Here is a 14,183-nt window from a genome sequence, read left to right as displayed (position 1 = left end):
CCCGAACGCCTCGTTACCTCAAGAGGCAGAGCAGCATTGGAGGATACCATGGCCCGCATCGTTTTTGACCTCGACGGAACATTGATCGATAGCGCGGCAGATATCGCCGCCGCCGCCAATGCCACTTTGGCCGAAGTGGGCGCAGCGCCGCTCAGCGTCGATGAAGCACGCGGTTTCGTGGGCGCGGGCGCGGTGGTGTTCGTGCAGCGTATGGCGCGGGCCCGGAACTTGGCCGATCCTGCCGCGTTGCAGCCGCGCTTCGTTCACCACTATGAGGCAGCGGTGACAGAAACGGTGATCTACCCCGGCGTGGAAACCGCCTTGGACGCCCTTTGCGCGGCGGGCCACAGGCTGGGGCTTTGCACCAACAAACCCGGCCGCCCCACCCAGGCAGTCTTGGCGCATCTGGGCTGGCAGGATCGGTTCGAGGTGGTGTTCTCGGGCGACACGTTGGCAAAACGCAAACCCCACCCGGCGCCGCTTCAAGCCGCCTTCGAGGGTTTGGGTGAGGGGCCGAAGATCTACGTGGGCGACAGCGAGGTCGACGCCGAAACCGCCGAGCGCGCGGGCGTGCCGTTCTTGATTTACACGCCCGGATATAGAAAATCCCCTTTGGAGGACTTGCCCCACACCGTCGCCTTCGACAATTGGGCCGAGGTGCCCGGCATCGTGGAAGGCTTGCTTTAAAGATAAGGGAGGGATCACCCGATGGAAATCGTACTCTGGGCCTTTGCGGGGTTTGCTGCACTTGTGTTCGGGATTATCGCGATTGCTGCATGGGTTGTGTTTCGCCGCGATGGCGATCATCCCAACATCCGCACTAAACCCAAACGGCGACCGGGCAGGGGGCCAAGACATGGCCCCGGACGCGGAGTCCCAAAGTCTCGGTAAGATTCAGTGATCCGCGATGATCTGAGGGAATTTCTGGAGCGGGTAACGGGAATTGAACCCGTAACTAAAGCTTGGGAAGCTGCCGTGATACCTTTTCACCATACCCGCACCGGATATGGGCCTGAGATATGCGAGCCCGCCCCGCGCGTCAATGGCAGACGCGTCGGAATGCGCTATCCGCGGCGGCGTCTGCGGCGGCCACCGCCTTCGCCGGGGGCTGTGCCGCTGGCCCCAAAGGCGACGTTGGGCAGGGTCACGATCTGCGCCAGTTCGGGGAAGGGATCGGTGGCGTGGGGAATGGCATTGGCGTTGACGAAATGCTCCTGAAACTTGGGCTCTACCGCGGTCTCGATCTTGTGGATGTCGCCGACGATTTGCTCGATCCGGGTGCGGGCGGCGCGGTTGCATAACGCGATCCGCGCGCCATGACCTGCGGCGTTGCCTGCCGATTGCACCATCTCGAGCGGTACATCGGGGATCATGCCCAGAACCATCGCATGCTTCGGGCTGATATGCGCCCCAAACGCCCCGGCCAGCACCACGCGGTCCACCTTGTCCACGCCGCGTTGATCCATCAACAGACGAGCGCCTGCATAGAGCGCGGATTTTGCCAGCTGAATTGCGCGGATGTCGCCTTGGGTGACAGTCACGCGGGGGCCTCCCGTCGCCGTGGCATCGTGGATCAGGTAGGCGTGGACGCGGCCGTTAGGCTCACACCGCGCGGTGCCAGTGGTCTCGGCGCTGCCGATCAGGCCCGAGGCATCCAGCAGGCCCGCCATGCGCATTTCCGCGACGGCCTCAATGATGCCGGACCCACAGATGCCGGTGATCTCCGTGTCCGCAGCGAAGGCAGGATCGTCCGACCAGATGTCCGAGCCTATGACACGGAAGCGCGGTTCTTTGGTAATGGGATCAATCTCGATCCGCTCAATTGCACCGGGCGCTGCCCGTTGGCCCGAACTGATCTGCGCCCCCTCGAACGCAGGCCCAGTGGGGGAGGAGCAGGCTAGGACGCCGTTGGTGTCGCCCAAAAGGATTTCCGCATTGGTGCCCACATCGACGATCAACACGAGGTCTTGAGAGCTGTTCGGCTCCTCCGCCAAGGCGACAGCGGCGGCATCGGCCCCCACATGGCCCGCGATGCAGGGCAGCAGGTAAAGCTGCGCGGTGGGCGCGATGTCTGATAGACCAATGTCTCGGGCGTCCATGGTGAGGCTACCCGAGGTGGCCAAGGCGAAAGGTGCCTGACCGAGTTCGACCGGGTCAATGCCAAGCAGAAGGTGATGCATCACGGGGTTGCAAACGATCACAGTCTCGAAGATCAGAGCGGGGTCGACGCCCGCCTCTGCCGCGATTTCCAGCGCCAGCGTGTTCAGAGCGTCCTGGACAGCGGCGGTCATCTCCGCATCGCCGCCCGGGTTCATCATGACGTAGGACACGCGGCTCATGAGGTCTTCGCCGAAACGGATTTGCGGGTTCATCAGGCCCGATGACGCAAGCACGCGACCATCGGAGAGGTCACACAGATGTGCCGCAATGGTGGTCGAGCCAAGGTCTACCGCCAGCCCATAGAGACCGCCCTCGTGATAGCCGGGCCACACGCCGAGAATTTCGGAAGCCGCCGCGCCTGCAGGCGTATGCACAGCGACCGAGACCTGCCACTGCCCCTTACGCAGCGCCGGTTGCAATGCCTTCAGAACGGGAAGCCGTGCCGTTACCGGCCCGATGCCCCACTGGGCTTGCAGCGCGTCCGCGACCCGTTCCAGATCACCGGAAGGGGAGTGCATGTCAGGCTCTACCACGTCGATCATCACCAGCTTAGTGGCCGGGTCCATCACGATGGGTTTGGTAGAGGCCGCCTTGCGCACAACTTGCTTGTGGACTTGGCTTTCTGGCGGCACGTCCACGACGATGTCGCCTTCCACCTTGGCCTGACAGCCTAAGCGGCGGCCCTTCTTCAAGCCACGAATACGGTCGTAGCGCGCCTCTACCTCATTCCAGTCGCTCAGCGCACCTTCATGAACGGTAACGCCATGCTTTGGGAAGTCGCCGTAAGCCGGTGCGATTTGACACTTGGAGCAGATGCCCCGCCCGCCGCAGACGCTATCCAGGTCCACGCCCAATTGCCGCGCCGCTGTCAGGATCGGCGTGCCAACGGGAAAGTGGCCGCGTTTACCCGAAGGCGTGAAAATCACGAGAGGGGGAGTATCAGGCATCGAGACGCGCTCCAGAATTTTCGTACGAAAATTCACATGGTGTGAAAATTCTTACGAATTTTCTGGTTAGAATAGAAAACGGACCGGGCGTATGGTGCAGAAAACGACCAATTGGCCGTTGCATTCTGCCATGTGCCAGCCGCGCCGGCGCACTTCGTGTTCGAAGACGGTACGGCCCACTTCCGCTTCCACCCATCGCAGCGATCGTTTGACCACGCCGCCAAACCTGACGGTTTTCGCGGAAAAGACCTGATCGACCCAAGGGGCGGAGGGGAGCGGGATGGCGGGGCGCATATGCATCCCCGCATCCTGCTGCGATTCTGGTTAACACACCCTTACCCAAGAACTTAGCCGCGTCCGCGACGCCCGCCTGCACGACCCCTGCGGGGCGCGGCATCGGGATCTTTGTTGAAAGTGATCCATGCGCCGCCACCGTCATCGTGGTTAAGCAGAAAGTTGGCGGCGCGGATTGCCTCCATCTCTTTGCCGGCGCGCGGCTTGGTGGAGCCCATTCCGAAGAGTTTGACGAAGGCCTCATCATCCATGTCTTCAGGCAGGACCACGCCCGCAGCCTCTACCAGCGCCTTCTTTTCGGCGATCTTCTTGGGGCCGACGGGAAGAGCAACGGGGTTCATGATGGCCGAAGTCATGCCAGCGGAAAACGCCATGGGCAGGAAGGCGTTATTGATGCCGTGGCGATTGGGCAGCCCGAAAGAGATGTTGGACGCGCCGCAGGTAGTGTTCACGCCCAATTCCTCGCGCAATCGGCGCACGAGGGTGAACACTTGGTGCCCCGCCGTGGCCATCGCGCCGATGGGCATGACCAGGGGGTCCACGACGATGTCATGGGCGGGGATGCCGAAATCGGCGGCACGCTCGACTATCTTCTTGGCGACGGCAAAGCGCACATCAGGGTCTTCGGAAATGCCGGTATCATCGTTGGAAATCGCCACAACGGGGACATTGTATTTAGCGACGAGCGGCAAAACCAGTTCCAGCCGTTCTTCCTCGCCAGTCACGGAATTTAGGAGCGGGCGCCCTTCGGCGGCGGCAAGACCGGCCTCCAGCGCGCCGGGAACGGAGCTGTCAATGCACAGGGGGCAATCGGTGACGGCCTGCACGACCTCGATCAGCCGTTTCATCAGGGGCGGCTCAACAAAGTTGTTGTCCGCATAGCGCGGGTCTTCGGCCATCTTGCCCGAGAAAACAGCGCCTGAGTTGACATCCAGCACCGTGGCGCCGGCGGCGACTTGGGCGAGGGCATCGGCCTCCACGCGGCTGAAATCGCCGTTCTCAAGCTCTTGGTTCAGGATCTTGCGGCCCGTCGGATTGATCCGCTCACCGATAACGCAGAAGGGCTCGTCGAAGCCGATCACGGTGGTTTTGGTCTTCGACTCGATAACAGTGCGGGTCATTTATTTGCTTTCAGGTAGAGGAGCCACGGGCGCCGCAGAGGCACCGCCATTGGCGATGGCCCAATTGGCGTTAGTCTTAATGCCGCCAAGGGGGAAGAAGTGGATGGATTGGATCAGGCTGTCGGGGTTGGCGGCCTTGTAGGTTGCCAGTTCGGCCAGGATGTCAGTGGGCTCAAACGGCATCAGAAGTTTGGTGACATCCTTGGCGCGCTTTTGCAGCACTTGCAGGGAATTGCCGACACCGCAGGCAATGGCGAACTTGATGAGCGTTTGCAACTTGCCTGGACCCGCGATGCCCAAATGGATGGGAAGAGTGATGCCTTCAGCGGCCAGGCGTTCCGCCCACGCGATGACGGGGCCCGCCTCGAACGCGAATTGCGTCGCCATAGCCATGGAGGCGTCAGAGCGCTCGTTGAACGCCTGCTTCCAACGCAAGGCCTCCATCACGCCCGCGTCGCCGGTCGGGTCGATGTCACGGTTGCCCTCGGGGTGACCTGCGACGTGTAGGTGGGTGAAACCGGCTTTGTCGAACAGACCCGTTTCCAGCAGTTGCATTGAGGCGTGGAAATCGCCCCGTGGCTCGCTGATGCCGCCTGCAAGGATCAGACCTTGGCGAACGTCTGCTTCCCCTTGGTAGCGCGCGATCCAATTGGCCAGCGTCGCCTGATCCGGAATGGAGCGGGCGGCGAAATGGGGCATCGGCTCGTAGCCCTCGGCGCGAACGCGTTTTGCCGTGGCGACCATATCATCGATTGGAGTGCCGTCGATATGGGCGATGTAGACGCGGGTCCCGGCGGGCAGGTAATGGCGGAAATCGTCCACCTTCTCGGCAGTGCGGGGCATGACCTCGATGGAATAGCCCTTCAGGAGCGCCTCCATAGCGGCATTGGAAGCCGTGGGGGCGGGGGCGGACTTGCGGAAATTGAGAAGGGCCATGAAGAACTCCCGGAGGGTGGTCAAGGGATTAAGCAGGTTTGGAAGGGTCATACCCTTCGGCGTTGATCAGAACTTTCAGCCGGTCATTGTCGTAGGCGGCATCAAGCTTGGCCGCCTCGGCGGTGGCGGCTTCTTTCAGGTCACCGTCGACCTCGCCCACAACAACCCGGTGAAACCCGGCCAGATAGGCGTCATCGTCCTTGGCCCCGACCTTCATCGCCGCGCGGTCGATGGCTTGTTCAAAGCGTTCTGGCAAAGGCATTTTCGCCCCAGAGCGGCCTTTCCCGACAATCACCTGCGCGGGAATATCGCGCCAGAAAACATGGGTGATAGCGGGCATGATGAACTCTCCGGTGTTGGGGCCCGAATCCGGCCCTGTTCTTGGCACCATAGGCGGCGGATCACGCCGTGTTGGGCCTGTTTTCGACATCAAGGGCTGTCAAAACGACCTGCTTGCCCTGAGGCGCACCATAGTCGCCCCGCCATCACGCAGGCCAGAGGGGGCGCGGCCCATATTCTTCATCATCTTCATGAGGGAACGGGGAGGGAGGGGCGCAGTTCGGCGGCGACACGGGGGGACAGGCGATCTGGCCCATTGTTTGAAACAGGTGAACCAGATAGGCTGGAGGCAACTCAAATCGGAAAGGCCCCAGCCCGATGTCGCAAAAGCGCCCCGGTGGAGATGGCCCGTTCCCCAGACCTGTCGCCCCCGTGATCCCGAAAGGAGAGCCGGGCGCGGCCCCGACTGTTGAACGGCGCACCCCGCCCCCCGCCCAAAGTCACAAGAGTGGCCCCGATCCCGATGATCTATACGCAGCGTTGGATTTGGGTACAAATTCGTGCCGGATGCTGATTGCGCAACCCAAGGGGAGCCAGCTGCATGTGGTGGATTCGTTCTCCAAATCTGTGCAGTTGGGGCAGGGGTTGGAAGCCTCGGGCCGGATGAGCCGCGCTTCCATGGCCCGCGCTGTGGGTGCGTTGAAGATTTGCCAAAAGAAGTTGTCCAAGCACCGGGTCGAGATTGAGCGGGCCCGGCTGGTAGCCACGGAGGCCTGTCGCCGTGCGGTGAACGGGTCGGAGTTCATCAGTTTGGTGAAGCGAGAGACGGGTCTTGAGTTGGAGATCATCAAGCCCGAAGAGGAAGCGCAGTTGGCGGTCGTGTCCTGCGCACCCCTTGTATCCACGCGGACCGAGCAACTGCTGGTCGTTGATATCGGCGGCGGCTCCACCGAATTGGTGTGGATTGACCTAAGCCGGGTGCCCAAGCTGGAGCGGCCCAAGGCGATTATGCGCCTGCATCAGGGGTTTGACTACGACGACAGCATTTTCCCCAGGGCGAAGGTTGTGGATTGGATCTCGATCCCGCTGGGCGTGGCGACCCTGAAGGATATGTATGACGATGTGACCGACGATGGGGCGCGGTTTGCATTGATGTCGTGGTATTTTGAAGAGCAATTGGCAGAGTTTTCGCCCTATACGGACGCGGCAGAACAGACGCTGGAGGGGTTCCAGATTATCGGAACCAGCGGGACGGTGACGACGGTGGCGGCATCGCACCTTGGGTTGCGTCGGTATGACCGCAACAAGGTGGATGGATTGCGGATGACCTCCACCCAGATTGATACGGTTATCAATGGCTATCTGGCGCTGGGCCCCGATGGGCGGCGCAGAGATCCGAGGATCGGGCGGGACAGGCAGACGTTGATCATGTCTGGGGCGGCGATTTTGCAGGCGCTGTTGCGGGCCTGGCCGACGGACCGGTTGTCGGTGGCGGACAGGGGGCTCAGAGAGGGCTTGTTGTACGCGCAGATGAGCCGGGACGGGGTTCTGGAAGATGGGCCTTACTGAGGTTTTGCGCTGACTGCGTCATCGCGCGTGCAAATTTTCTACGAAAATTTGGCGGGGCGGGTGGCGGAGCCTGTTAGTAATTGTCATGGGACAGATTGGGTTGATACGGCGCACATGAGTTGTATTTGCCAAGATGAAAGAGCGCGTAGGCGCGAGGGTTTAGGCGATGGTTAAGAACACGAGCGGGCGCGGGCAGCGCGATTTGAAGGTTAAGGTGAAGACCGCGAGGGGTCGCAAGTTGAGTTCGACCCGGTGGTTGGAGCGGCAACTGAACGACCCTTATGTGGCCGCCGCCAAGCGCGATGGTTACCGGGGGCGGGCGGCTTACAAGATTATTGATTTGGACGACAAGTACCGTTTCCTTGTGCCGGGCGCGAGGGTCGTGGATTTGGGCTGTGCGCCGGGCGGATGGTGTCAGGTTGCGGTAAAGCGCGTGAACGCTTTGGGGGAGAAGTCTGGCAAAGCCGTTGGGCGGATTATTGGGCTCGATTTGCAAGAGATGGAGCCGATTGCGGGGTGCGAATTGCATCAGCTCGACTTCATGGAAGATGACGCGGACCTGAAGGTTAAGGAATGGCTTGGCGGGCGGGCTGATGTGGTGATGAGCGATATGGCGGCGTCGGCATCGGGGCATAAGCAGACCGATCACATGCGGATCATGGCGTTGTGCGAGGCGGCCGCGGAGTTGGCATTCGACGTGTTGGAGCCCGGTGGCACCTTTGTGGCCAAGGTCTTGGCCGGCGGGGCCGAGGGCACGTTGCAGGCATTGTTGAAGCAGCGTTTCAAAAAGGTGGCCAATGTGAAGCCGGGCGCGTCCCGCGCGGACAGTTCCGAGAAGTTCGTTGTGGCCACAGGCTATCGGGGCCGTGAGGGGGACGAGGCATAAATTGCACCAGATTTAGGTCTTGCCCCTAAGTCCCCCCCATGGGATAGCGACGTGCCAACCGACATCCCCTCCAAGGAGCACCCAGATGGAGATTCGCGAGGCCCTCACATTCGATGATGTTCTGCTGGTTCCCGGCAAATCCTCGGTCCTGCCGTCGGACGCCGATACGCGTACGCGAGTGACCAAAAGCATCTCTCTCAACATTCCGTTGCTGAGTTCCGCCATGGATACTGTGACCGAAGCCCGCATGGCGATTGCCATGGCGCAGGCCGGTGGCATGGGCGTTATTCACCGTAACCTTGATATCGACCAGCAGGCCCGCGAAGTGCGCCGCGTTAAGCGGTTTGAGAGCGGGATCGTCTATTCCCCCGTCACGCTAACGCCGGATCAGACATTGGCCGACGCGAAGGCATTGATGGAGCGCTATGGCTTTTCGGGCTTTCCGGTGGTGGATGAAAACCGCCGGGTTCTGGGGATCGTGACCAACAGAGATATGCGGTTTGCCCAAGATGATGCGACGCCCGTTGCGGCGATGATGACCTCGGACGATCTGGCCGTGCTGCGTGAACCGGCGGACCGCGATGAGGCGATTAGCCTGATGCGCGCACGCCGGATTGAGAAGCTACTGATTACCGACGGGGAGGGCGCGTTGACGGGCCTTCTGACGTTGAAAGATACGGAGCAGGCGGTGCTCAACCCACAGGCGTGTAAGGACCCGTTGGGCCGTTTGCGGGTGGCAGCAGCGACCACTGTGGGCGACGCGGGCTTCGAGAGATCGCAAGCGCTGATCGAGGCGGGCTGCGACCTGATCGTGATCGACACGGCCCACGGCCATTCTGAGGGCGTGGCCAAGGCGGTGGAGCGGGTAAAATCCCTGTCCAATGAAGTGCAGGTGGTGGCGGGTAATGTTGCCACCGGGGAAGCCACGCGCGCGTTGATCGGCGCCGGAGCCGATGCTGTGAAAGTGGGGATCGGGCCGGGCTCGATCTGCACCACGCGTATTGTGGCGGGCGTTGGTGTGCCGCAACTGACTGCGATCTCGGATTGTGCCGAGGCGGCAGGCGATACGCCGGTGATCGCCGATGGGGGCATCAAGTTCTCGGGCGATTTCGCCAAGGCAATCGCGGCGGGGGCCCATTGCGCCATGGTCGGCAGCATGATCGCGGGCACCGATGAAAGCCCCGGAGAGGTGATCTTGTATCAGGGTCGCTCGTTCAAATCTTACCGTGGCATGGGCAGCCTTGGCGCCATGGCCCGCGGCTCTGCCGATCGGTATTTCCAGAAGGATGCAGCCAGCGACAAACTGGTTCCGGAAGGGATCGAGGGGCAGGTGCCTTACAAGGGCTCTGCGGGCGCGGTCGTGCATCAGTTGATCGGTGGTCTGCGGGCAGCCATGGGCTACACGGGTAGTGCGACGGTGGACGAAATGCGGTCGAACTGTCAGTTCGTGCGCATCACCGGTTCTGGCCTGAAAGAAAGCCATGTGCATGATGTCCAGATCACCCGTGAAAGCCCGAATTATCGCGCTGGATAAGGGCGTTACGTGCTGTAGTTAAAGTGGTGGATTAAGATGCAACCTGCGGCACGATATTCGGCAGCGATAGAGGTTTTGGAGGCTTGGCTAAGCGGGATACCCGTAGAGCAGGCCCTGACCCGTTGGGCACGAGGGGCGCGGTATGCGGGCTCCAAGGACCGGGCGTCGGTGCGCGATCATGTCTATGACGTGTTGCGCCAAAAGGGCGTTTGCGCGGCCTTGGGGGACGCCACTGGACGCGGGTTGATCCTTGGGTTGATACGGGCGCAGGGCGCGGATATCGACGCGGTATTCTCGGGCATTGGGCACGCGCCAGAACCGCTGTCCGAGGCGGAAAGGCGCGCGGAACATAGCGCCGTTGATCCCGCTTTGAACGTGCCCGATTGGACCTTGCCCCTGTTGGAGGCCCGCGCAGGTGAGGCCCTGCCAGACCTGCTGCAAACCTTCACGCAACGGGCACCGTTATGGCTGCGGGTTAACCTTCGTCTCGGCACCCGAGAGGCAGCGCAGGAGGCTCTTGAAGGCGATGGCCTGACCTGCCGCGCGCACCCCAATATTGCGACCGCGCTAGAAGTGACGGAAGGCGCGCGACGGTTGCGGCAAACCATGGCCTATATGAATGGTCTGGTGGAGCCGCAGGACTTGTCGGTGCAAGCGGCAATTGGGCGAGTTAACTGGCGGGACAACGGCACAATTCTTGACTATTGCGCGGGGGGCGGGGGCAAGGCTCTGGCGATTGCAGATTGTTGTAATGCCAGGCTTTTTGCCCATGACGCCCTGCCTCAACGTATGGCCGATCTGGCGCCGCGGGCCGAGCGGGCCGGGGTTCGGATCACGCCTGTTGAAACCTGCGAAATCGCGGGCCGTGCGCCATTTGATCTGGTGGTCACAGATGTGCCCTGTTCCGGGTCTGGCACATGGCGGCGTGACCCGGAGGCGAAGTGGCGACTTACGCCGGAAGCCCTCGAAAATCTGGTCGAAACGCAGGCTGAGATATTGGATGAGGCGGCAAAGGTTGTGGCCGCTGGGGGACGTCTGATTTACATGACGTGCTCGTTGTTTGAAGCTGAAAATGAAGCGCAAGTTGCCGCGTTTTTGGTCCGGCACAAGGGCTGGAGCGCAGGTGCCATCCATGTCGATACGCCTTTGACAGCCTCTGACGGGTTCTTTTCGGCAGAACTGGTGCGCGACATTCCCTAGCCAAAAGGCGCATTTTCCGACAGGCTCGTTTATAGGTAATCTTAAGGTTAATTTAACTCTTTTGGTCGAAACCCTTAGGATGATGGAGAGGGCCGTTTCGGGACGGTGCCTCTGACCTTTGGAAAGCGATTGAGACTGTGACAGACGAAACGGCTGATCGGGTCATTAAGGACGCACGGGGAATAAAACCGTTTGTTCAGCCAGTTGTGCTACTGGTCCTAGGCGTTGTCGCGGGGGGCGCGACGCTTTTGGCACCAGGGGCTGAGCTGCGCTTTGGCCTGATGGCCGCGACCGGTGGTTTTTTAGCTGCGGCGGGTTTGGTTGCTTTGCGCGATATTTGGCGCATGTGGCGGCTTCAGAATACGTTTCAAGCGGCCTTTTCCTTAATACACCATGATCCTGCGCCGTGTTTCTGCACCGACGAAGACGGCGCGATTGTCTTGCAAAATGCGGCGGCAGAACGTCGGTTTGGCGACCGGTTGGGCCAGCCCATGGCACGGGCAATTGCGGGCGTATTGCCCAATGCAGCGGCGGTGGTGTTTCGGCAGGAAACCGCCCTTGGCCGCCGCCCTTCTGCCCATGAAATCGTAGTGACGCCGCGCGGGACAGTGCGCTTGGCGGCGCATCGGCTAAACGGCGGCGTGATTTGGCGTATGGACGACATGGCAGATGCCAACTCTCGCCATGGGGAATGGATCGGTTTGCCGATGATGGTGGTCAGTCACAATGACACCGTGCTGTCGATGAATTCCGCGATGCGCGAAGTCCTGGGCCGTCGTGCAACGACCTTTGAAGATGTGTTTCCAGATCAACCACTTGTGGCGGGCAGACGCTCCAGTCTTTCGGGCGTGGACGGCAGTATTGAGGTTATTCCTATTGTTGTCCCCTCCAAGGACGGCCGCCGAGAGGTTTATGCCGTCCCCGGCCTGTCCGAGCCGCCCGCCGCCTCGGTCGCTGCGCGGGCCTTTGAGTCGCTGCCTGTAGCGCTCTTGCATATCAGCGCGGACGGAGAGGTCTTGGCCTCCAACTACCGCGCCCAAGCTCTTTTGGGGATCGAGGCATCGGCCACGGGCCCGATGTCGCAATTCGTGGAAAACCTGGGCCGCCCCGTGGGCGACTGGGTCGCAGATTCCTTGGCCGAAAGGGTGCCGAACCGTTCAGAAGTGGCGCGAGCCAAGCAGCGCAAGGATGAGACTTTCTTGCAGATTTCCCTAAGTCGGATTGTGGATGGCACGGGGCCATCATTATTGGCCGTGCTACACGACGCGACCGAGTTGAAGAACCTGGAACAGCAGTTTGTTCAAAGCCAGAAAATGCAGGCGATTGGCGAGCTTGCTGGCGGCGTGGCCCATGACTTTAACAACCTGCTCACCGCGATCACCGGCCATTGTGATCTGCTTCTGCTGCGCCACGATCAGGGCGATCCCGATTATGCGGATCTGGTTCAGATTAACCAGAACGCCAACCGCGCCGCGAGTCTTGTGGGGCAACTTTTGGCGTTCTCTCGCAAACAGACGCTAGAGCCAGAGGTTATGGATCTCAGCGATTCTATCAGTGAATTGACACATCTTCTCAACCGCCTCGTGGGGGAGAAGATCTCACTGTCCTTGTCCAACGACCCGGACTTACAACCCATTCGGGCGGACCGGCGGCAGTTGGATCAAGTAATCATGAACCTCGTGGTGAACGCCCGTGATGCAATGCCTGATGGTGGCGAGGTTCGGGTTGAAACGCGCATGGTGCATCTGACCTCGCCCATGGCCCGTGACCAGGTGATCGTGCCCAACGGGTCCTATGTGACGATCCGCGTGCGCGACCACGGGCATGGCATTCCTGCCGACAAATTGAACCGAATTTTCGAACCGTTCTTCACCACGAAACGAACTGGGGAGGGGACGGGCCTCGGACTCTCGATGGCGTATGGCATCATTAAGCAAACCGGCGGCTACATCTTCGTGGATAGCGTCGTGGGCTCGGGCACCACGTTCACAATTTACATTCCCGCCCATGCGAAGGCCAATCTACAAGAACCAACTGACGTTATCGAAGCCAAGGCGACGGAGATCACCGATCCAACCAGCGACGGCCGCCCCAGCGTGGTATTGTTGGTGGAAGATGAGGCGCCGGTCCGCGCCTTCGCCTCTCGGGCGTTGCGGCTTCGGGGCTACACGGTTCTTGAAGCCGCCTGCGCCGAAGAGGCGTTGGAAACCTTGTCCGATGACACGCTGGAGATCGATCTATTCGTGACGGACGTCATCATGCCGGGCATGGACGGCCCCTCATGGGTACGCGAAGCGCTGAAAGAGCGCCCGGCAACCAAGGTGGTGTTCGTGTCGGGCTACGCGGAAGATGCGATGGAGGGGGGATCAATTGGCGTTCCGGGTTCGGTCTTCTTGCCGAAACCGTTTTCGCTAACCGACCTGACGGAAACTGTGCGGCAGCAATTGCACTAGAGTGGCTCGCCGCCCAATTGCTCCCACAGGGCGAATTCCTCGGGGGCTTCCGTTCGCAATCTTGCCTCCATCTCTGGGCTTAGACCGACGTCGCGAACAGGGGATACGTTACTGCGGCCGACCTCCAGCTTTCCGTTGATCCGCCCTTCCAGAAACGCCACGGCGCGGTCCAATTGGTCATGGCGAAACAGATGGTCCACACCAAGCGATCCATCCTCCTCAGCCACAAAGCGCGATTGACGCCCAACCTTGGCGAACTCCGGCGGAGACTCTTGCAGCCAAGCGTCCACGAAGTCATCAAAGCTGATCTCGGCGGTAGAATTAGCGCTACCGCGAATGTCGTCGCGGGCCCGGTAACGATACCAGCTGGAAAGCCATCCGACGGGTTCGCGGACCACGGCCATCAGCTCGAGCTTTCGCTGACCGCGCTGCTCAAAAAACTTCTGCACTTGGTTCCGGTAGCGCCGAACGGTGCAATGCTTTTGCTGCGGCGGGTTGAGAATTGCTGAATCCGCATAGGGCAACAGCGCTTGTTCCAGCGCCGTCGTCCCTGTCTTCGGGACCGCCAAAAGCACCAGCCGCGCCTTCCAGAACACTAACATGGGCCGCTTTCCTCATTTTTCCGTCCAATCGTAACCGATTGTTAACGCCTCACCGTGAAAGATCACAGCATAGAAGATTTAACTTGATTTGTTCTCGTTTTGTTTAGTACCCAAGGCGAGAACAAGAGTAGAACAAAATATTGCCGGACCCAAGGGCGCTTCCCCAACCGGCCCCATTGCCGCCAGACCCTGCGGCGTGACA

Annotated in this window: 12 protein-coding genes and 1 tRNA gene; 6 read left to right on the top strand and 7 right to left on the bottom strand. The window is 60.8% G+C overall.

What is annotated here, in order from left to right; translation table 11 throughout:
• The first annotated feature begins 48 nt into the window (after positions 1 to 48).
• Positions 49 to 687 carry a phosphoglycolate phosphatase gene (gene gph, locus K3728_11190; GenBank protein UWQ94288.1) on the top strand — a complete coding sequence of 213 codons (639 nt, stop codon included), beginning with the start codon at positions 49 to 51 and terminating at the stop codon, positions 685 to 687.
• A 238-nt stretch (positions 688 to 925) separates the two neighbouring features.
• Here gph and K3728_11185 read toward each other — a convergent pair.
• The 6 genes from K3728_11185 to K3728_11160 form a co-directional block, all read right to left on the bottom strand.
• Positions 926 to 999, bottom strand: a tRNA-Gly gene (locus K3728_11185).
• Between the two features lie 65 nt (positions 1,000 to 1,064).
• Positions 1,065 to 3,107: an ASKHA domain-containing protein gene (locus tag K3728_11180; GenBank protein ID UWQ94287.1), complete on the bottom strand. Its 2,043-nt coding sequence runs from the start codon at positions 3,105 to 3,107 to the stop codon at positions 1,065 to 1,067.
• A gap of 66 nt (positions 3,108 to 3,173) precedes the next feature.
• Complete coding sequence (locus tag K3728_11175; protein ID UWQ97528.1) at positions 3,174 to 3,401, bottom strand: N-(5'-phosphoribosyl)anthranilate isomerase; 228 nt, start codon at positions 3,399 to 3,401, stop codon at positions 3,174 to 3,176.
• A gap of 53 nt (positions 3,402 to 3,454) precedes the next feature.
• Positions 3,455 to 4,522, bottom strand: a complete 1,068-nt coding sequence (locus tag K3728_11170) for a dihydropteroate synthase (protein UWQ94286.1) — start codon at positions 4,520 to 4,522, stop codon at positions 3,455 to 3,457.
• Positions 4,523 to 5,458 carry a methylenetetrahydrofolate reductase gene (locus tag K3728_11165; protein UWQ94285.1) on the bottom strand — a complete coding sequence of 312 codons (936 nt, stop codon included), beginning with the start codon at positions 5,456 to 5,458 and terminating at the stop codon, positions 4,523 to 4,525.
• 28 nt (positions 5,459 to 5,486) lie between these two features.
• Positions 5,487 to 5,798 carry a virulence factor gene (locus tag K3728_11160; GenBank protein UWQ97527.1) on the bottom strand — a complete coding sequence of 104 codons (312 nt, stop codon included), beginning with the start codon at positions 5,796 to 5,798 and terminating at the stop codon, positions 5,487 to 5,489.
• A 317-nt stretch (positions 5,799 to 6,115) separates the two neighbouring features.
• Between K3728_11160 and K3728_11155 the strand changes: the two genes are divergently transcribed.
• The 5 genes from K3728_11155 (at position 6,116) to K3728_11135 (ending at position 13,379) form a co-directional block, all read left to right on the top strand.
• Positions 6,116 to 7,306 carry a Ppx/GppA family phosphatase gene (locus tag K3728_11155; protein UWQ94284.1) on the top strand — a complete coding sequence of 397 codons (1,191 nt, stop codon included), beginning with the start codon at positions 6,116 to 6,118 and terminating at the stop codon, positions 7,304 to 7,306.
• A 166-nt stretch (positions 7,307 to 7,472) separates the two neighbouring features.
• The gene (locus K3728_11150; GenBank protein ID UWQ94283.1) at positions 7,473 to 8,192 is read left to right on the top strand and encodes an RlmE family RNA methyltransferase; all 720 of its coding nucleotides are present in this window, start codon (positions 7,473 to 7,475) and stop codon (positions 8,190 to 8,192) included.
• A gap of 85 nt (positions 8,193 to 8,277) precedes the next feature.
• Positions 8,278 to 9,726, top strand: coding sequence for an IMP dehydrogenase (gene guaB / locus K3728_11145; protein UWQ94282.1), 1,449 nt, complete (start codon positions 8,278 to 8,280; stop codon positions 9,724 to 9,726).
• A gap of 36 nt (positions 9,727 to 9,762) precedes the next feature.
• On the top strand, positions 9,763 to 10,926 hold the full coding sequence (locus K3728_11140) for an RsmB/NOP family class I SAM-dependent RNA methyltransferase (GenBank protein ID UWQ94281.1): 1,164 nt from the start codon (positions 9,763 to 9,765) through the stop codon (positions 10,924 to 10,926).
• A gap of 182 nt (positions 10,927 to 11,108) precedes the next feature.
• Positions 11,109 to 13,379, top strand: a complete 2,271-nt coding sequence (locus tag K3728_11135) for a response regulator (protein UWQ97526.1) — start codon at positions 11,109 to 11,111, stop codon at positions 13,377 to 13,379.
• Here the strand turns inward: K3728_11135 and K3728_11130 are convergent.
• Positions 13,376 to 13,981, bottom strand: a complete 606-nt coding sequence (locus K3728_11130) for a gamma-glutamyl kinase (GenBank protein UWQ94280.1) — start codon at positions 13,979 to 13,981, stop codon at positions 13,376 to 13,378. The genes K3728_11135 and K3728_11130 overlap by 4 nt on opposite strands.
• Positions 13,982 to 14,183: the final 202 nt, after the last annotated feature.

Source organism: Rhodobacteraceae bacterium M385, assembly GCA_025141835.1.
Lineage (GTDB): Bacteria > Pseudomonadota > Alphaproteobacteria > Rhodobacterales > Rhodobacteraceae > Gymnodinialimonas.
Note: the sequence above shows the minus strand (reverse complement) of the source record. Positions and strands in the feature narration are given on the sequence as shown.